Genomic DNA, 17,377 nt, shown 5'->3' on the forward strand with positions numbered 1-17,377 from the left:
CTGCTCTACGGGATCGGCGCCTACGCCATGTGGGGGCTGGTCCCGCTCTTCTGGCCGCTCCTCAAGCCCGCCGGAGCCGTCGAGATCCTCGCCCACCGGATGGTCTGGTCGCTCCTCTTCGTCGGCATCGCGCTGCTCGCGGTCCGCCGCTGGAGCTGGATACCGGAGCTCGCGCGCAGCCCGCGCAAGCTGGCCCTGATCACCGTGGCCGCCGCCGTCATCAGCGTGAACTGGGGCCTGTACATCTGGTCGGTCAACACCGGCCACGTCGTCGAGGCCTCCCTCGGCTACTTCATCAACCCGCTCGTCACCATCGCGCTCGGCGTCCTCGTCCTCAAGGAGCGGCTGCGCCCGGCCCAGTGGGCGGCGGTCGGCGTCGGCTTCGCGGCCGTCCTCGTCCTCGCGATCGGGTACGGGCAGCCGCCGTGGATCTCGCTCACCCTCGCCTTCTCCTTCGCGATCTACGGCCTGGTGAAGAAGAAGCTCAACCTCGGCGGCCTGGAGTCGCTCGCCGCCGAGACCGCCGTCCAGTTCCTGCCGGCCCTCGGCTACCTGGTCTGGATCGGCACCCAGGGCACCCTGGCCTTCGGCTCCGAGGGCGCCGGACACGCGGCCCTGCTGGCCGCCACCGGCATCGTCACGGCGGTGCCGCTGGTCTGCTTCGGCGCGGCCGCCATCCGCGTACCGCTGTCGACGCTCGGACTCCTCCAGTACCTGGCGCCGACCTTCCAGTTCCTGCTCGGGATCCTCTACTTCCACGAGGCGATGCCGCCGGAGCGGTGGGCGGGCTTCTCGCTCGTCTGGCTCGCCCTGACGCTCCTCACCTGGGACGCGCTGCGCACAGCCCGCCGCAGCCGGGCCGCGATGGCGGCGGCGTCGGCGGAGGCGGTGGCCTCGGTCGAGGCGGCGACGGCTCCGGTCGAGGCGGCCCACCCGTCGGGGCGCTGACGCCTCACGCGTCCAGGAGGTCGTGCTCCCGGATCAGCCAGCAGACCGCCGTCAGCCGCAGGGTCACGAAGTCGTGGCCCGCGGGCTCGGTCCACGCGGCCTCGGAGAGCCCGTCGGTGAACCCGAGCACGTAGTCGGCGAGCTCCTCCCGCCGCACGGTCCGGCCCTCCGGCCCCCGCCTGGCCGGGACGAGCGCGTCGCACACGGCGGCCGCGTGCTGGTCGACGGCGGCCGCGAGGCCCGGCGCGGAGGTGACCTCCGCGAGCCGGGGCAGGTACGCGACGGCGACATCGGTCAACGGGCAGCCGGGGGAATCGCTCATCACTCCACATTAGGTGTGGATCGGGGCGTTCCGACCGTGACCTTGGTCGCAGCCAAGGCCCCTTTCGATATCGGTCCCGCTTATGTCGGTTCCCTCTTGTAACCGACCCGGTCCTGCGCCAGGATCGGGTGTCATGGATGACAGCGCCCTGAAGGCACCGAGCCACTGCGCGGGAAGCTACGGAAACGACGGCGACCCCGACCCCTTCCAGTGGGACACCCGCGAGGACTGCGAGGTCCGCCAGATCCTCGACCGCGTCGCCGACAAGTGGTCCCTCCTCGTCATCGCCCTCCTCGACCGCCGCGTCCTGCGCTTCACGGAGCTCAAGCGCGAGATCGACGGCGTCAGCCAGCGCATGCTGACCGTGACCCTGCGCCAGCTGGAGCGCGACGGCCTGGTGAAGCGCACCGTCCACCCGGTGGTCCCGCCCCGCGTCGAGTACGAGCTCACGCCCCTGGGCGGGACCCTGCACACGACGATCCGTTCCCTCGTGACCTGGACCGAGCAGCACCAGAACGAGATCGCGGCGGCGCGCGAGGAGTACGACGCGAAGGAGGCGGCACTCGCCTGAGGGCCGTGACGTCCGGCGGCGGCCCCGGGATATCCGGTGGCCCCGCGCCCGGGACTTCGCGCACCCTGACGTCCATGGAAGAACCCAAGTACCGGATCCGGGCGCTCCACACCCCGGACACCGTGACCGTCTACCAGGCGTACACGCCGGGGATCGGCCTGCCCGCCGCCCGCGAGGGTCGATTCCCGGCCACATGGAAGCGGGACCGGATGACGTGGATCAAGCCGTCGTTCCTGTGGATGATGTACCGCTGCGGCTGGGGCGCGAAGGAGGGCCAGGAGACGGTCCTCGCCGTGGAGATCACCCGCGAGGGCTTCGAGTGGGCCCTGCGGAACGCCTGCCTCTCGCACTACGTGCGCGGGTTCCACCCCGACCAGGCCTCCTGGAAGCGCCAGTTGGGGCAGGCTCCGGCGCGCGTCCAGTGGGACCCGGAGCGCGACCTGCACCTGCGGCCGCTCCCGTACCGCTCGCTCCAGCTCGGCCTGTCGGGCGAGGCCTCCCGCCGGTACGCGGACGAGTGGACGGTCTCCGTCACCGACGTGACCCCGCTCGCCCACGACGTCCACGCGCTGGTCCGCGCGGGCGACCTGGCCGCAGCCGGCCGCCTGCTGCCCCGGGAGGGGCCGTACCCGGCACCCGAGGGGCTGCTGGACCACCTCCGCGTCCCGGACCCGGCGCCGTCCCCGCCGGTCACCGCGCCCTAGCGCGCCCTCACTCCCCCGCCCTCCGCACGATCTCGTCCATCACGCCCTTCCAGTGGGCGCGTTGACGTTCACGCTCCTCGGCGCTCGCCATGTGCTCCTGGTGGAAGGTGAGGACGGTCCGGCCGTCGCCCGCCGGGGAGACCGCGACCTGGAGGACGGTCTCGCCGTACGACAGGCGGACGCGGTCCCGGGGTCGGAGGCTGCGGAGGGCGGGGTCGCCCTCGGCGGGGAGCGCGGCTCCGGGCCCGAGCCAGAGGCTCAGTCCTTCGGGGCTCACGAGGAAGTCCCAGACGGCCGCGACGGGCAGGGGCAGGGTCTTGGAGACGCCGATCTCCCAGCCGGCATCCCGCGTCAGTCCCACAGGCATCACACTTCTCCCTCCGACGGGGTACGGGCACGGTGCGCCCGGACCTTGTGGCGGTTGCCGCACCGGTCCATCGAGCACCAGCGGCGGCGCCCGGGACGCGAGGTGTCGGCGAAGACGAGGGCGCAGTTGTCGGCGCCGCAGACGCGGACCCGGTCGGCGTACGGCCCGGTGAGGAGCTCGACCGCGTCCCGGGCGACCGTGGCGAGGAGCCGGGCCCCGGTGGCTCCGGGCGCCCACGCGCGCGTGCCGTCGGCGGCGATCAGGGCGACGAGCGGCGGTTCGGCGGCTGCGGCGTTGACCGCCGCCAGCTCCCCGGGGTCGGGGTCGGCGCCCCGGGCCCGCGCCAGGGCGAGGCCCCAGAGCGCGTCCCGCACGTCCCGGACGGCCGCCAGCTCGGCGTCCGTGACGGTCACGTCGAGTCCGGGGGCGAGGCGGCAGCCCCGCACCCAGTCGAGCAGCCCGTCGACCCGGTCGAGGACCTCGTACTGCGCGGCGACCGGCCCGGGTCCACCGGTGAGCAGCAGCTCCAGGCAGAGGGCCCCGGCATCGAAGCGGAACACCTGCCCGTCGCGGTGCCGAAGGGTCATTCCGGTGGCGGCCAGCGTCATGTAACCAGTATAACCAGTTACATGAAGCCCATCCATTGGAAGCTTGTCCTCGACGCCGCCGACCCGCACGCGCAGGCCGTCTTCTGGGCCGCCGCCCTCGGCTATGTGGAGGAGGACCACGACGCCCTCATCCGGCGCCTCCTCGACCTCGGGGCCGCCCAGCCCGAGCTGACCGTGACCGTCCACGAGGGCACGGACCACGAGCGCCTCGGCTGGCGCGACCTCGCCGCCGTCCGCCACCCGGACGACCCCCAGGACCCGGCGACGGGCGGCGGGCTGGGCCGGCGGCTCCTCATCCAGCGGGTCCCGGAACCCAAGACCGTCAAGAACCGGCTCCACCTCGACCTCCACCCGGACCCGGGCACCCGCGACGCCGAGGTCACCCGTCTGGAGGCGCTCGGCGCGACGGTCCTGCGCCGGGTGGACGAACCGTCCGGGTCCTGGACGGTCATGGCCGACCCGGAGGGCAACGAGTTCTGCGTGCAGTAGAGGCCGGCGTCAGGGCCTCCGTACCTCGAAGTGGAAGCAGCCGTACTCCACGGCGCGGACGTGCACGAGGACGACGGCCGGGTCGGCGAAGGCCTCCTCGAAGGCCTCGTCGAAGCCTTCACCGGGGGCCTCGGGCAGCTCCAGGAGCCGCCCACCGGCGATCCGGCCCTCCGCGTCGTACCGCCGGACGGTCCGCAGCGCCCCGGCCCGCTCGAAGGGGTACGCCTCCGAGGGCCCGGGGCCGCCGCACTCCTCGGCGTGCACGAAGACGGGCCCCTGCTCGTCGTACGCCCCCGGCGCGACACCGTCCTCGGCCGCCCAGCGCCGCAGCGGCGCGTACGAGACGAGCGCGATCCGCTCGCCGGCGACGGAGAGCCGCAGGCAGCAGCGCAGGGGACTCCCGCCCTCGGCGTCGACGAACGGCACACAGGGCTGCCCGGCATCGTCGGTGACGCGCAACTGGGCGAGGGCGGCGGGTGAGACGGCGCGTGCGAGGTAGATGCTCATGGGGCCAGCGTCACGCGGCACCGCGAACGCCGCTGGCGGAATTCGGACGGGGCACTCGGGGCGGGGTGGGGCCGGGGGTGAAGGGTTCTCGAGAGCTTCTGGTGGGACCGCCCTCTTTCCGAGAGTCGCAGCTTCCGCCAGCGCGTCAAGGGCACGCCGGCTCCGCCGATGGCCTGCGGCCACCCTCAGCACCCGGCCCGAACCCCACCGGAACCGCCAACCCCAGGCGTTCCGTCCGAAGTTCGCTCAGCGAACGCCCCTGACCGGTTTCCGCTCTTGACGCGGAGTCAAACTCTCACTGAACATTCAGCACGCACACACGCAACAGAACAACTGAACACCGCACATGCACTCGCACAGCTCCAGCGCCTCGTGGCACCCACGCCCGAGGCGTCTCGCACGTTCCGTCCCATCCCCGTTCGGAATCCGGAGCCCCCACATGAACATCTCCGTGCCCAGACGCGTCACCGCGGTCGCCGCTCTCGCGGCCCTCGCGCTCGCCGGTCTCACCGGCACCGCCGGCGCCGAGTCGCAGGCGGTCGCCGCCGCGCCCGACATCCCCCTGGCCAACGTCAAGCAGCACTTGACGGACCTTCAGTCGATCGCCACCGCCAACGGCGGCAACCGCGCCCACGGCCGTACCGGTTACAAGGCGTCCATCGACTTCGTGAAGGCCAAGCTCGACGCCGCCGGATACACCACCACCATCCAGCAGTTCACCTCCAGCGGCGCGACCGGCTACAACCTCATCGCCGACTGGCCGGGCGGCGACCCGAACCAGGTCCTGATGGCCGGCGCGCACCTCGACTCGGTCAGCTCCGGCGCCGGCATCAACGACAACGGCTCCGGCTCCGCCGCCGTCCTGGAGACGGCCCTCGCGGTCGCCCGCTCCGGCTACCAGCCCTCCAAGCACCTGCGCTTCGGCTGGTGGGGCGCGGAGGAGCTCGGTCTCGTCGGCTCGAAGTACTACGTCGGCCAGCTGCCGACCGCCGAGCGCGCGAAGGTCTCCGGCTACCTCAACTTCGACATGATCGGTTCGCCCAACCCGGGTTACTTCGTCTACGACGACGACCCGGCCATCGAGCAGACCTTCAAGAGCTACTTCGCGGGTCTCGGCGTCCCCACCGAGATCGAGACCGAGGGCGACGGGCGCTCGGACCACGCCTCGTTCAAGAACGTCGGCATACCCGTCGGCGGTCTCTTCACGGGCGCGAGCCGGGTCAAGACCAGTGCCCAGGTGTCGAAGTGGGGCGGTACGGCCACGGCCTTCGACCGCTGCTACCACTCGTCGTGCGACAACACGTCGAACATCAACGACACCGCCCTCGACCGCAACAGCGACGCGGTCGCGCACGCGATCTGGGCGCTGTCCGGCACCAGCACCCCGCCCACGGGCACGGTCTTCGAGAACACGGCCGACGTCTCCGTCCCGGACAACGGCGCCGCGGTCACCTCGACGGTCGACGTCACCGGCATCGCCGGCAACGCCCCGAGCACTCTCGCCGTCGGTGTGAACATCGTCCACACCTACCGCGGTGACCTCGTCGTCGATCTCGTCGCCCCCGACGGCTCGGTCTACAGCCTGAGCAACCGGTCCGGCGGCAGCGCCGACAACATCGTCCAGACCTTCACCGTGAACGCCTCCTCCGAGGTCGCGAACGGTGCCTGGAAGCTCCGCGTCCAGGACAAGGCCTCGGCCGACACCGGCTACATCAACAGCTTCAAGCTGACGTTCCCGTAAGGCGCAGGACGCAAAAAGCTCCCGGGTGGGTCGGTGACCATCGCCCCCGACCCGCCCGGGGTCCCAACCTGACGGCTACTTACCGGCGTTGGCCGCGTTCACCAGCGCGTCCTGCGTCACCGCGCCGACGTAGACCTTGCCGTCGTCGGTGAGCAGCGCGTTCACCAGCTTCGTCTTGAAGACGGTGCCCGAGCCGAACTTCCCGGTGACCTTGTCGCCGAAGGAGTCCAGGAGACCCTGGATCTCCTTCGGCGCTTCGTCCGTCTTCGGGGCGGGGGCGCCGGAGTCGAGCTTCGCGATCGCCGTCCAGCCCTCGCCGATGACGTTCGGGCCACCGCCCTTCCCGAGGTCGCCGAAGCCGGGGAGGCCGCCGAGCTCGCCGCCGAACTCCTTCTCGAAGTCCTTCCCGAAGTCCTCGGGCTTCTCCGACCCCGCGCCCTTCTCGGCGGCGCCCTCCGTCACCTTCGCGCCCTCGGGGACCTTGAAGTCGAAGTCCGAGGCGGCCGGCTTGCCGAAGTCGACCTTCGTGAAGCCCGCGTCGACGACCGGCTTGCCGCCCTCGACCGAGGCGAGGGTGAACTTGAGCGGGGTGCCGTTCGCCGCGTCCACGGCGATCTTGATCGACTCGACCGTCGAGCCGGACTGCTTCGGCTTGATCATCAGCTGGTACGCGTCCCGGCCGGCGACCTTGGCCGTGCCGTCGACGGTGATCGACGTGGTGTCGCCGGCCGCCTTCAGGACCTCGTCGGCGAGCTCCTTCGGCGTGGTCGGGAGCTCCTCCGAGGGCGTCTCCCCCTTCTCGCCCTTCTCCCCGGCGCCCGCGGGGGCCTTCTCGTGGAAGACCTCCTTGGACTTGCTGTCGTACGCCCAGACGTCGTCGCCGTTGTGGATCAGGCTGTACTCGTCGGAGCCGTCGAGCAGCGTCAGCTTCTGGCGGTCGGGGCCGTCGGCGGCCACGCGCAGTGTGTGGGTGCCGGAGACGAGCTCGGTGAGCTTCTCCGTGGGGTCGGCCGAGGAGGAGCCGCCGCCCCCACCGGCCAGCGCGCCGAGGTCGGCCAGGCCGCCGAGGGGCAGGCCGAGGTCGGTGGAGATCCTGAACGTGCCGGACAGGGTCTGGGTGTCCGAGGCGGCGATCTTCTCGATGAGCTGCTGGGCCGTGATCTCCGGCAGGTCCGGGTCACCGGACGCCGCGAGTGCCGGGACGAGCCCGATGGTCGCCGCGGCCACTCCTGCCACCGCGATCGGGACGATGAACCGGCTCGCCTTACGGGTGTCTGCCATGGTCTCCGCTTCCTCCGTGCTGCGCCCTGTGGTCGATGACTCCATCTGACCAAATCGGGGGCACAGAAGCGTCAGCCCCCGGGATCAACCTCGCGTACTGCTTCGGGATGACCCCACCCTGAGATTCCCTCACCCGCCCGGTTGACCCCTCGGCGCCCGGCCGGGCCCTCGGCCCGCGCGACGGACCCTCAGCCCGCGCGGTGGACCACCGCGTCGCACATCTCCTGGAGCGCCGCCTTCGCGTACCCGTCGGGCAGCGGCGCCAGCATCGCGCGCGCCTCCTCCGCGTACCGCACGGTGTCCCGTCGGGCCTGCTCCAGGGCCGGGTGGACGCGGAGCCGCCGCAGGACCTCGGCGTGCCGGTCGTCGTCCGTCAGGTCGCCGTCGACGAGGGCGACGAGCTCGACGTCCTCCGGGCGGCCGTGGGCGGCCGCCGCGGCCCGCAGGTGGAGGACGGGCAGGGTCGGGATGCCCTCGCGGAGGTCGATGCCGGGGGTCTTGCCGGACTCGTGGGAGTCGGAGGTGATGTCGAGGACGTCGTCGGCGAGCTGGAAGGCGACGCCGAGCCGCTCGCCGTACTGGGTGAGGATGTCGACGACGCTCTCGTCGGCGCCGGACATCATCGCGCCGAAGCGGCAGGAGACGGCGACGAGGGAGCCGGTCTTGCCGCCGAGGACGTCGAGGTAGTGGTCGACGGGGTCGCGGCCGTCGGTCGGTCCCGCGGTCTCCAGGATCTGGCCGGTCACGAGCCGTTCGAACGCCTCGGACTGGATCCGTACGGCATCGGGGCCGAGGTCCGCGAGCGTGTGCGAGGCGCGGGCGAAGAGGAAGTCACCCGTGAGGACGGCGATCGAGTTGCCCCAGCGCGTGTTGGCGCTCGGCACTCCGCGCCGGACGTCGGCCTCGTCCATGACGTCGTCGTGGTAGAGCGTGGCCAGGTGGGTGAGCTCGACGACCACGGCGGAGGGCACGACGCCCGGCGCGTAGGGGTCGCCGAACTGGGCGGAGAGCATCACGAGCAGGGGGCGGAACCGCTTGCCACCGGCCAGGACGAGATGCTGCGCGGCCTCCGTGATGAAGGGGACATCGCTCTTGGTGGCGTCCAGGAGGCCCGCCTCCACAGCCGCCAACCCGGTCTGGACATCGGCCTCAAGAGCCTGGTCCCGCACGCTAAGACCGAACGGCCCGACGACGGTCACGAGGGGGTCTCCTGTCTGCTGACGCCTGCTGACGATCACACGGATTGTTCACATGGACTGTTGACGATCACATGGATTGTCGATGTGTCGCTCGATTCACTCAAGCCAGCGTATCCGGTCACCTTTCGATCACCGTGGGCGCCTTCCCGTCACCCCCGGTATGTTCGGGATCAGCTCATACGACCAGGAGTAGGCGTTTTGTCCCGAACAACGATCGATACGGATCCGAACGGCGAGCAGCCGCCCCCGGAGGACGACCACGCGTTCCTCGGCCATCCCCGGGGCCTGCTGACCCTCTCGGGCCTGGAGGTCTGGGAGCGGTTCTCGTTCCTCGGCATGCAGGCGATCCTCGTCCTCTACTTCGCCGCGAGCGTCGCCGACGGCGGCCTCGGCATGGACTCCGGCACCGCCGCCTCGGTCTCCGCCGCCTACGGCACGCTCGTCTACCTCGTCTCGGTGGCCGGCGGCTGGCTCGCCGACCGCATCCTCGGCTCGTACCGCGCCGTCCTCTGGGGCGGCATCCTCATCGCCTGCGGCCACTACGCGATGGCCGTGCCGACCGCCGCGATGACCTGGGTGGGCCTCGGCCTGATCAGCGCCGGCACCGGCCTCCTCAAGCCGAACGTCGCCACCATGGTCGGCAAGCTCTACCGCACGGACGACGACCGCCGCGACGCCGGTTTCGCCCTCTACTACATGGCGATCAACATCGGCGCCTTCGCCGGCCCGCTGATCACCGGCTGGCTCGCCGACCACAAGGGCTACCACTGGGGCTTCTCGGCCGCCGCGATCGGCATGACCTTCGGCCTGATCCAGTACGTGGCGGGCCGCCGTCACCTGGCCGGGCGCAAGCACGCCGCCGAGTTCGCGCTCGCCCCGGACGCCATGCGCCGGGCCGTCCGGACGATCGTCGTCGGGGCGGTCGTGACGGCCCTCGTCGCCGTGGTGCTCGCCCTCACGGGCTGGCTGACCATGGACCGGTTCGTGGACGTGCTGACCCTCATCTCGGTCATCGCGCCCGTCGTCTTCTTCTGGGTGATGTTCAAGAGCCCCCGGGTCACGGCCGAGGAGCGCGGCCGCCTCAAGCCGTACATCGTGCTGTTCCTGGCGTCGGTGGTGTTCAACTTCATCCTCTTCCAGGCGTACTCGACGATGATCCTGCTCGCCTCCACGAACGCCCGCACGACCATCCTCGGCTTCGACTTCCCCGCCAGTTGGTACGCCTCCGCCCTCGGCGCCTTCGAGGTCCTCCTGGCCCCCGTCGTGGCCGCCGTCTGGGCCCGGATGGGCCACGACCAGCCGCACGCCTCCAACAAGATCGCCTTCGGCGTGATCCTCGGCGGTCTCTCCTTCCTCCTGATGGTCCTGCCGACCTCCGGGCACGCCGACGACACGTACCAGATGGCCGCCTGGTGGATCGTCGGCTCGTACCTGCTGCTCGGCCTCGGCGACGTCCTCCTGGAGACCTCCGGGATGTCCGCCACGAGCAAGCTCGCCCCGAAGGCCTTCTCCAGCCAGACCATGTCGCTGTGGTTCCTGTCGCTCGCGCTCGCCAACGGCATCCAGGCCCAGACCGTGAAGCTCTACGACGACGTCTCCAAGCCCGTGTACTTCGGCGTGAACGGCGCCGTCGCCGTCGCGGTCGGCCTCGTCGTGATCGCCCTGGCGCCCTGGCTGCGCCGCACCATGCACCCCGTCCACTGAGGCCACCCCGAGGGGACCTGATGCCGAAGCCGAAGATCCGTACCGACTTCCCGTACGAGACCCGCCACGAGGACGTCCGCATCCCGCTGCCGGACGGCACACGGCTGTACGCCCGGATCTGGCGCCCGGTCACCGAGGAGCCCGTACCGGCCCTCCTGGAGTACCTGCCGTACCGCCTCAGCGACTGGACCGCGCCCCGCGACTGGCAGCGCCACCCCTGGTACGCGGGCCACGGCTACGCCTCCGTACGGGTCGACGTCCGCGGCCACGGGAACAGCGACGGCCTCCCCGGCGACGAGTACGACGCCGTCGAGCTCGCCGACGGCGTGGCCGTCGTGAACTGGCTCGCCGAACAGCCCTGGTGCACCGGCAAGGTCGGCATGTTCGGCATCTCCTGGGGCGGCTTCAACTCGCTCCAGATCGCCGCCCTCGCCCCCGAACCCCTCAAGGCGATCGTCACCGTCTGCTCCACCGACGACCGGTACGACAACGACGTCCACTACATGGGCGGCTCGGTCCTCGGCGTCGACATGCACGCCTGGGCGGCCACCATGCTCGCCTTCGTCTGCCGGCCGCCCGACCCGCGGTACGCGGGCGAGGAGTGGCGCGAGCGGTGGCTGAAGCGCTTGGAGGCCGTGGACCCGCTCATCCACACCTGGCTCGCCCACCAGACCCGCGACGCGTACTGGCGGCACGGCAGCGTCTGCGAGGACTACTCCGCCATCGGGGCCGCCGTCCTCGCCGTGGGCGGCTGGCACGACCCGTACCGCGACACCGTCCTGCGGCTCGCGCAGCACCTCCCCCAGGACCGGGTGCGCGGCATCATCGGCCCCTGGTCCCACCAGTACCCGGACCGCGGCCTGCCGCCGGGACCCGCCATCGGCTTCCTCCAGGAGACCCTGCGCTGGTGGGACCACCACCTCAAGGGCGTCGAGAACGACGTGATGGCCGAACCGCTGCTGCGCACGTGGATCAGCGAGTCGCACCCGCCGGCCACCGTGTACGAGGAGCTGCCGGGCCGCTGGGTCACCGACCCCGCCTGGCCTTCCCCGAACGTCACCCCCGTCACGTACGCCTTCCAGGGCGGCCCCCTCGTGGTCGACTCCCCGCAGCAGACCGGCATCGACGCCGGCCGGTTCTTCCCCTTCGGCAACGACGCCGACCTGCCGCCGGACCAGCGCGAGGAGGACGCCCACTCGGCCTGCTTCGACTTCGCCGTCCCCGCGGACGGCGGCCCCATCGAGATCCTCGGCCGCCCGTCCGTCAGCCTCGCCCTGCGCGCGGACGCCCCCACCGGCCAGGTCGTCGCCCGGCTCTGCGACATCGCCCCCGACGGCTCCTCCACGCTCGTCACGCGCGGCGCGCTGAACTTCTCCGCCCGCTACGGCCGCGACCGGGCCGTGGAGGCTCAGGTCGGCGAGTGGGAGAGCTTCGTCTTCGAGCTGAACGGCATCGGGCACACCTTCCCGCCCGGCCACCGGGTGCGGCTCGCGGTCTCCTCCGCGTACTGGCCGTGGATCTGGCCGCAGCCGGACGCGAAGGGCTTCACGCTCGACTCGGCGGGCTCCTCCCTCACCCTGCCGGTTCGCCGCCACACGGACGACGCCGTCGAGTGGGAGGAGCCGGAGCAGTCCGAGCCGCTGGGCGTCGCCTACCCGCGCACCCTGGAGGAGCCGCGCCCGGAGCGGGTCGTGGTGCGGGACGTGGCGAAGGGCGAGTGGAAGCTGGAGGTCGACCCGAAGTACGGGGGCACGCGGGTGTACCCGGACGGCCTGGAGTTCACCGAGGACGCGGTGGAGACGTACACGATCGAGGAGGGCGACCCGCTGTCCGCGCGGACGCTCTCGGAGTGGTCGATCCGGCTGCACCGGCCCGAGCTGTCGTGGGACGTCACGGTGGACACGCGCTCGGAGATCTCCTGCGACGCGGACGCGTTCCACACCTCGAACGAGGTGGTGTGCAAGGAGGACGGCGAGGTCGTCTTCCACCGCACGTGGGAGAAGAGCATCCCGCGCACGGCGGGCTGAGGACGCGCGAAGGCGCCCGTACCCGGCGGGGGGTACGGGCGCCTTCGTGATGCCTTACGCGTTCGCGCCGGCCTTGCGGCGGCGGGCGAAGACGAGCGCGCCGGCGCCGAGGGCGACGGCACCCGCGGCGGCGAGGCCGAGCGGCAGGGTGTCGTTCGCACCGGTGGCGGCGAGAGCGCCGTTGTTCACCGCGGTGTTCGACGAGCCGCCCTGCTGGGTGGTGTTGCCGTTGCCCGTGGAGGTGACGGTCGGCGCCGGGGTCGGCGTCGTCGTCGACGGGGACGGCTCCGGGGTGGGCTTCGTCGTCGCCGAGGTGGGCTTCGGGGTCGGCTTGTCGCCCTTGGCCGCGAGGATGTCGAACTCGGCGGTCGCGTACTCGTCGCCGAAACCGCAGGTCCCGTCGTTGTTCTGGTACGCGCCGACGGCGAAGGCGACACCGGGGCCGACCGGCGTCTCGTCGTCGAGGGTGAGGCGCAGCTTCACGTCCTTGGAGCCGCCCTTGACCAGGTCACCGATCTCGATGGCGTCGTGCTCCACGGTGATCGGCGTCCACTCCAGGACGTCGGCGGAGGACCACTCGATGGAGATGTACTCCTTGAAGTCCGACTCGTCGTCGAGGACCTCCTCCTCGTCGGGCAGGGCCGCGGCGTAGGGGAGGGCCTGGACCTCGTCGAGGGTCCGGTCGGAGGTGTTGCTGACACGCAGCGAGAAGATCGCGGTGTCGCCGGCGGTAACCGACTTCGGGCCGTTCAGGGCGACCTTGACACCGCCGTCCTCGTAGCAGTCGCCGAGGCCCTCCTCGAAGGCCTCCAGGGCCTCTTCCGCGTCGGCGAGCTCCTGCTCGGCCACGACGATGTCGGCGGCGAGGAGGCCGGCCTTCGTAGCGAGGGCGACCCGCGCGTCGTCGAAGGCGGTACGCGCGGTCTTCAGACGGAGGTCGGCCGCGTCCTTGGTGGCGGCGGCGGCCACGGCGGCGGTCTTCGCGGTGGTGACGGCCTGCTCGGCCGTCGCGATCTCCTCCGGGGTGGCGGTGCTGCCGGTCTCCTTCAGCTTCGCCAGGTCCGCCTCGGCCGTGACGAGCGCGGCGTCGGCGGTGGCCTTCGCGGTCTTGGCGGCCTCGACGGCGGCCTTGGCGGCGGCGAGCTCGGTCTTCACGGCCTCGCCGACATTGTCGTCCTTGAGGTCCTGCACGACGGCCTTGCGCTGGGTCTCCAGCTCGTCGAGCTTGGCCTCCGCGTCGGCGACGGCCTTCTCCAGCTCCTCGTACGAGGGCTTCTCGTCCTCGTCGTCGGACGCGGGCTTCTGCGTCGACGCGGGCGACGGCTTGGTGTCGGCGAACGCCGGGGCGGCGGAGAGGAACACGACCGGGGTGGTCACGGCGGCGGCCACGGCGGTCGCGAGGATGCGACGAATCTTCACAGTGTGGACCCTTTTTCCTGGTCAAGGAAGATGAAAAGAGCGTGTTGGGGCGTGCCTCCGCGGGGACTTCACGCGGCGCGACGCCACCGCGATCGTAGGGCTCGGGGTGCCTCCGCGGGAGGGCTGTTTCCGCAGTTCGGGACGGGTGTCTCGACCGATCCCGGCCACATACCGCGCGAATGCGGACAGTTGCCCACGGAGGCCGCACTTTCTATGTGATCCATGTCATCAGCGCCCGGCGGCGGGCCCCGTAACGTGTCCCCCACACACGTGGAAAGCGAGGCACGCACAGATGTCCGAGCACAGCCCGCTCGACCTGGCCGAGGGCGATCCCTTCGGCCCGCACAACCTCCCGTACGGCGTCTTCTCGACCGCCGACGAGCCCGGGCGCCGCCGGCTCGGCGTCCGGATCGGCGGGCACGTGCTGGACGCGGGCGCCGCTGCGCACGCGCTCGGCTCGCCCTATGCGGCGCTGCTCGCCCAGCCGAGCCTGAACCCGCTGCTCGCGGCCGGGCGGACCGCCTGGCGCGATGTGCGCCGGGCGCTCACGGCCTGGGTGACGGTGCCGGCGCACCGGGCGGACATCGAGCCGCTGCTGTACCCGCTGGACGGGGTGACGCTGCACCTGCCCTACGAGGTCGCGGACTACGTCGACTTCTACGCGAGCGAGCACCACGCGACGAACGTGGGCCGGATCTTCCGCCCGGACGGCGACGCCCTCACCCCCAACTGGAAGCACCTGCCGATCGGTTACCACGGTCGCGCGGGCACGGTCGTGGTCTCCGGCACCGATGTCGTGCGCCCCTCCGGGCAGCGCAAGGCGCCGACGGACGCGGCCCCGGTCTTCGGTCCGTCCGTGAAGCTGGACATCGAGGCGGAGGTCGGCTTCCTCGTCGGCACCCCGTCGGAGCTGGGCCGACCGGTCGCGCTCGGCGACTTCCAGGAGCACGTCTTCGGTCTGTCGCTGCTCAACGACTGGTCGGCGCGGGACATCCAGGCCTGGGAGTACGTGCCGCTCGGCCCGTTCCTCGGCAAGTCGTTCCAGACGTCGGTCGCGGCGTGGGTGACTCCCCTGGAGGCGCTGGACGCGGCCCGGACGGCCCCGCCGGCGCGGGACTTCCCGCTGCTTCCGTACCTGGACGACGCGGCCGCGGAGGAGCCGGGCGGCTTCGACGTGCGGATCACGGTGGAGATCAACGGCGAGACCGTGGCCGAGCCGCCCTTCTCCACCATGTATTGGACGGCGGCCCAGCAGCTCGCCCACATGACGGTGAACGGCGCCTCGCTGCGCACGGGTGACCTGTACGGCTCCGGGACGGTCTCCGGGCCCGAGGTGGGCCAGCGCGGCTCGTTGCTCGAACTCACCTGGAACGGCCGGGACGCGCTCGAACTGGCCGGTGGCAAGCGGACGTTCCTGGAGGACGGCGACGAGGTCGTGCTCACGGCCTGGGCGCCGGGCCCGGACGGTACGCGGGTGGGTCTCGGCGAGGTCCGGGGCCGGATCGCTCCTTCCGCCTGAGCCGTCTGAGCCGCCTGACCCGTACGGCCGTCAGCGCACCCGCCACAGCGCGGGGACGTTCGGCGGCTCCCAGCCGGCCTGGGCCGTGTGCGCCTGGAGGCACGCGTAGCCCAGGCCGCCGTACGTGACGGAGTCCCCGGCCCGGTAGGCGGTCCCGGCGGCCCAGGTCCCGCCGGGAGACCCCGTCGGAGTCGCCGTCGGAGTCGCCGTCGGGCTCGGGCCGGGGGCCTGCGGCACGTTCAGGACGAAGTCGAAGGCGGCCTCCCGGGCTCCGCCCGCGTCCCGGACGGTCATGAGCAGCCGCGGGTCGAAGATGGTGTCGGTGTTGTTGCGGGGTTCGTTCGGGAAGTACAGCTGGGTGGTGAGCACGGGCCGGCCGGGGGCCTGGAGCTTGACGTGGAGGTGCCGGGTGCGGCCGGGGTAGAGGCCGGGCACGATCGTGGTGAGCTTGAAGGCTCCCTGTGCGTCGGTGAACTGGTGCCCGCGGAAGCGGAATCCGGTGTTGTCGTAGGCGCCGTTGGTGTCGGCCTGCCAGAAGTCGAGCAGGACGCCCGATATCGGCCGGCAGGCGAGTCCGAAGACATAGCCGCTGACGGTGAGCCGGATCCCGGGGGTGCCGGACTCCGCCAGGCTGGTCCGCAGCGGCGAGTTCGGCTTGAAGTACGGGCCCTCGGTCTGCGGCACGGTCGGGTCGTCGCCGTCGTCGCACTCCGGGGTGAGCGCGGGCGCCGCCTCGCCGGCGGTGAGGGTTCGGGCGAGCGCCGGGACGCCCATGAGCACCGCGGGCGCCGCCATGCCGGCGGCGAGCGCGGCGCGCAGCACCGCCTTGCGGGTGATGTGCCCGGTACTGGTTTCGTGGTCCATGCCTGCTCCTCCTGCGGGGGCGGGGGTGGCGGGGATGGCAACGAACCTAGGGGCGCGGGCCGTCGACTTCGAGGGACGGAACACGGCGGTCGTGGTGTTTTCGGAAGTCCCCCGGGCTGTGGCCCGTCTCGCGGCGGAAGAAGCGGCAGAAGTACGCGGCATCGTCGAAGCCGACCCGCGCCGCGACCTGGCGGATCGTCAACCCGGTTCCGACGAGCAGTCGTTGTGCCTCGCGTGTGCGGGCCTCGCGGAGCAGGGCGCCGGGGGTGCGGCCGGTGGCGGCCCGTACGGCCTCGGTGAGGTAGCCGGGGGTGACCCCGATCCGCTCGGCGCACTCCCGTACGGACCGGTACTCCGCACCGGCAGGGGTGATCAGGCGGGCGAACTCCCCGGCGACGGCGGCGAATCGGCCGGCCGGCGCCCCGGCCGTACGCGCGGCCTCGGGCCCCGGGAGTCGCGCCGTACGGACGAGGAGGACCCGCAGCAGGGACCGCAGGACCGTCGCGAAGCCGGCGGCTCCGTGCCCGTACTCCTCGGCGAGCTCGGCCATCAGCCCGGCGGTACGGGCGTGGGTGGGCCCGTCGAGGGTGAGCCAGGGGCGTTCGCCGAGGCGGCGCAGCAGGTCCCGGTCGCCGGGGTGGTCGAGGAGGAAGTCCTCGGTGAAGAGGACGACGGTGCCGTCCAGGCCGTGCGCGTCCTCCCAGTGGTGGACCTGTCCGGGCACGATCACGGCCAGGTGGGGCGGGCGGAGCTCCCAGCGGGCCAGGTCGACGACGTGGGTGCCGGTCCCGGCGGTGACGTGGACGATCTCGTAGAAGGTGTGGCGGTGGGGGAAGGCGGCCCTCGACAGGGGGCCGACGGCGTCGAAGCTTCCGGCGGCGAAGGGCACGTCGTCGGGGAGGCGCAGCTCCAGGCGGTGGACGGGCGGGTCGCCCGCTCGGGGGGCGGCGCAGGGAGTCCCTGGTAAGACGGTCGAGCCGCGCATCGTGACGCTTCCTCCCGGGTGAGTGGTACAGACCATTCGGGGCGGTTTCCACGATGACACGGGCACCTCCCATGGGTCACCCCCGTGTGCGGCGCCCCTGGCCGCCGAGTGGGTGGCCCTGG

17 protein-coding genes are annotated in these 17,377 nt (G+C 72.0%); 8 read left to right on the forward strand and 9 right to left on the reverse strand.

The window, feature by feature from the left end; all coding sequences use genetic code 11:
- Positions 1-27 precede the first annotated feature (27 nt).
- Positions 28-948 carry an EamA family transporter RarD gene (gene rarD / locus ACIBG6_RS21885; RefSeq protein WP_399224520.1) on the forward strand — a complete coding sequence of 307 codons (921 nt, stop codon included), beginning with the start codon at positions 28-30 and terminating at the stop codon, positions 946-948.
- 4 nt (positions 949-952) lie between these two features.
- On the opposite strand, the gene ACIBG6_RS21890 is transcribed toward rarD, so the two are convergent.
- Positions 953-1,270, reverse strand: a complete 318-nt coding sequence (locus tag ACIBG6_RS21890; RefSeq protein ID WP_399224211.1) for a DUF6401 family natural product biosynthesis protein — start codon at positions 1,268-1,270, stop codon at positions 953-955.
- A gap of 133 nt (positions 1,271-1,403) precedes the next feature.
- Here ACIBG6_RS21890 and ACIBG6_RS21895 point away from each other — a divergent pair, with 133 nt between their 5' ends.
- Both ACIBG6_RS21895 and ACIBG6_RS21900 read left to right on the forward strand, forming a co-directional pair.
- A complete protein-coding gene (locus tag ACIBG6_RS21895) occupies positions 1,404-1,841 on the forward strand; it encodes a helix-turn-helix domain-containing protein (protein WP_317601997.1) in 438 nt (145 codons plus the stop codon).
- A gap of 74 nt (positions 1,842-1,915) precedes the next feature.
- Positions 1,916-2,545: a DUF4291 domain-containing protein gene (locus ACIBG6_RS21900; protein WP_399224212.1), complete on the forward strand. Its 630-nt coding sequence runs from the start codon at positions 1,916-1,918 to the stop codon at positions 2,543-2,545.
- 7 nt (positions 2,546-2,552) lie between these two features.
- Here the strand turns inward: ACIBG6_RS21900 and ACIBG6_RS21905 are convergent, their stop codons facing one another.
- Together ACIBG6_RS21905 and ACIBG6_RS21910 are read right to left on the reverse strand one after the other, a co-directional pair.
- Entirely contained in the window at positions 2,553-2,912 is a 360-nt protein-coding gene (locus ACIBG6_RS21905) for an SRPBCC domain-containing protein (protein ID WP_399224213.1), read from the reverse strand.
- A complete protein-coding gene (locus ACIBG6_RS21910; RefSeq protein ID WP_399224214.1) occupies positions 2,912-3,520 on the reverse strand; it encodes a CGNR zinc finger domain-containing protein in 609 nt (202 codons plus the stop codon). The genes ACIBG6_RS21905 and ACIBG6_RS21910 overlap by 1 nt, the downstream gene beginning before the upstream one ends.
- A gap of 21 nt (positions 3,521-3,541) precedes the next feature.
- On the opposite strand from ACIBG6_RS21910, the gene ACIBG6_RS21915 reads away from it, so the two are divergent.
- Complete coding sequence (locus tag ACIBG6_RS21915; RefSeq protein ID WP_399224215.1) at positions 3,542-4,009, forward strand: VOC family protein; 468 nt, start codon at positions 3,542-3,544, stop codon at positions 4,007-4,009.
- 9 nt (positions 4,010-4,018) lie between these two features.
- On the opposite strand, the gene ACIBG6_RS21920 is transcribed toward ACIBG6_RS21915, so the two are convergent.
- Entirely contained in the window at positions 4,019-4,516 is a 498-nt protein-coding gene (locus ACIBG6_RS21920) for a DUF1203 domain-containing protein (RefSeq protein ID WP_399224216.1), read from the reverse strand.
- A 439-nt stretch (positions 4,517-4,955) separates the two neighbouring features.
- On the opposite strand from ACIBG6_RS21920, the gene ACIBG6_RS21925 reads away from it, so the two are divergent.
- Positions 4,956-6,257: a M28 family metallopeptidase gene (locus ACIBG6_RS21925; RefSeq protein WP_399224217.1), complete on the forward strand. Its 1,302-nt coding sequence runs from the start codon at positions 4,956-4,958 to the stop codon at positions 6,255-6,257.
- A gap of 75 nt (positions 6,258-6,332) precedes the next feature.
- Here ACIBG6_RS21925 and ACIBG6_RS21930 read toward each other — a convergent pair whose 3' ends face one another.
- Together ACIBG6_RS21930 and ACIBG6_RS21935 are read right to left on the reverse strand one after the other, a co-directional pair.
- Positions 6,333-7,583, reverse strand: a complete 1,251-nt coding sequence (locus ACIBG6_RS21930; RefSeq protein WP_399224218.1) for an outer membrane lipoprotein carrier protein LolA — start codon at positions 7,581-7,583, stop codon at positions 6,333-6,335.
- 143 nt (positions 7,584-7,726) lie between these two features.
- Positions 7,727-8,737 carry a polyprenyl synthetase family protein gene (locus tag ACIBG6_RS21935; protein ID WP_399224219.1) on the reverse strand — a complete coding sequence of 337 codons (1,011 nt, stop codon included), beginning with the start codon at positions 8,735-8,737 and terminating at the stop codon, positions 7,727-7,729.
- A 198-nt stretch (positions 8,738-8,935) separates the two neighbouring features.
- Between ACIBG6_RS21935 and ACIBG6_RS21940 the strand changes: the two genes are divergently transcribed.
- Positions 8,936-10,441 carry a peptide MFS transporter gene (locus ACIBG6_RS21940; RefSeq protein WP_399224220.1) on the forward strand — a complete coding sequence of 502 codons (1,506 nt, stop codon included), beginning with the start codon at positions 8,936-8,938 and terminating at the stop codon, positions 10,439-10,441.
- 20 nt (positions 10,442-10,461) lie between these two features.
- Complete coding sequence (locus ACIBG6_RS21945) at positions 10,462-12,468, forward strand: CocE/NonD family hydrolase (RefSeq protein ID WP_399224221.1); 2,007 nt, start codon at positions 10,462-10,464, stop codon at positions 12,466-12,468.
- Positions 12,469-12,522: 54 nt separating this feature from the next.
- Here the strand turns inward: ACIBG6_RS21945 and ACIBG6_RS21950 are convergent, their stop codons facing one another.
- On the reverse strand, positions 12,523-13,887 hold the full coding sequence (locus ACIBG6_RS21950) for an LPXTG cell wall anchor domain-containing protein (RefSeq protein WP_399224222.1): 1,365 nt from the start codon (positions 13,885-13,887) through the stop codon (positions 12,523-12,525).
- Between the two features lie 292 nt (positions 13,888-14,179).
- Here ACIBG6_RS21950 and fahA point away from each other — a divergent pair, with 292 nt between their 5' ends.
- A complete protein-coding gene (gene fahA, locus ACIBG6_RS21955) occupies positions 14,180-15,406 on the forward strand; it encodes a fumarylacetoacetase (RefSeq protein WP_399224223.1) in 1,227 nt (408 codons plus the stop codon).
- A 30-nt stretch (positions 15,407-15,436) separates the two neighbouring features.
- Here the strand turns inward: fahA and ACIBG6_RS21960 are convergent, their stop codons facing one another.
- Both ACIBG6_RS21960 and ACIBG6_RS21965 read right to left on the reverse strand, forming a co-directional pair.
- On the reverse strand, positions 15,437-16,270 hold the full coding sequence (locus tag ACIBG6_RS21960) for a carbohydrate-binding protein (protein WP_399224224.1): 834 nt from the start codon (positions 16,268-16,270) through the stop codon (positions 15,437-15,439).
- Positions 16,271-16,316: 46 nt separating this feature from the next.
- Entirely contained in the window at positions 16,317-17,255 is a 939-nt protein-coding gene (locus tag ACIBG6_RS21965) for a helix-turn-helix domain-containing protein (protein ID WP_399224225.1), read from the reverse strand.
- Positions 17,256-17,377 lie beyond the last annotated feature (122 nt).

Origin of the sequence: Streptomyces sp. NPDC050842, from assembly GCF_044456565.1 — a bacterium.
Lineage (GTDB): Bacteria > Actinomycetota > Actinomycetes > Streptomycetales > Streptomycetaceae > Streptomyces.

Excerpts from the sequence above, each read along its gene's own strand:
- fahA (WP_399224223.1), top strand. The coding sequence starts at position 14,180 with ATGTCCGAGCACAGCCCGCTCGACCTGGCCGAGGGCGATCCCTTCGGC.
- ACIBG6_RS21900 (WP_399224212.1), top strand. The coding sequence starts at position 1,916 with ATGGAAGAACCCAAGTACCGGATCCGGGCGCTCCACACCCCGGACACC.
- rarD (WP_399224520.1), top strand. The coding sequence starts at position 28 with ATGTGGGGGCTGGTCCCGCTCTTCTGGCCGCTCCTCAAGCCCGCCGGA.
- ACIBG6_RS21945 (WP_399224221.1), top strand. The coding sequence starts at position 10,462 with ATGCCGAAGCCGAAGATCCGTACCGACTTCCCGTACGAGACCCGCCAC.
- ACIBG6_RS21965 (WP_399224225.1), bottom strand. The coding sequence starts at position 17,255 with ATGCGCGGCTCGACCGTCTTACCAGGGACTCCCTGCGCCGCCCCCCGA.
- ACIBG6_RS21925 (WP_399224217.1), top strand. The coding sequence starts at position 4,956 with ATGAACATCTCCGTGCCCAGACGCGTCACCGCGGTCGCCGCTCTCGCG.
- ACIBG6_RS21890 (WP_399224211.1), bottom strand. The coding sequence starts at position 1,270 with ATGAGCGATTCCCCCGGCTGCCCGTTGACCGATGTCGCCGTCGCGTAC.
- ACIBG6_RS21910 (WP_399224214.1), bottom strand. The coding sequence starts at position 3,520 with ATGACGCTGGCCGCCACCGGAATGACCCTTCGGCACCGCGACGGGCAG.
- ACIBG6_RS21930 (WP_399224218.1), bottom strand. The coding sequence starts at position 7,583 with ATGGAGTCATCGACCACAGGGCGCAGCACGGAGGAAGCGGAGACCATG.
- ACIBG6_RS21915 (WP_399224215.1), top strand. The coding sequence starts at position 3,542 with ATGAAGCCCATCCATTGGAAGCTTGTCCTCGACGCCGCCGACCCGCAC.
- ACIBG6_RS21905 (WP_399224213.1), bottom strand. The coding sequence starts at position 2,912 with ATGCCTGTGGGACTGACGCGGGATGCCGGCTGGGAGATCGGCGTCTCC.
- ACIBG6_RS21920 (WP_399224216.1), bottom strand. The coding sequence starts at position 4,516 with ATGAGCATCTACCTCGCACGCGCCGTCTCACCCGCCGCCCTCGCCCAG.
- ACIBG6_RS21895 (WP_317601997.1), top strand. The coding sequence starts at position 1,404 with ATGGATGACAGCGCCCTGAAGGCACCGAGCCACTGCGCGGGAAGCTAC.
- ACIBG6_RS21960 (WP_399224224.1), bottom strand. The coding sequence starts at position 16,270 with ATGGACCACGAAACCAGTACCGGGCACATCACCCGCAAGGCGGTGCTG.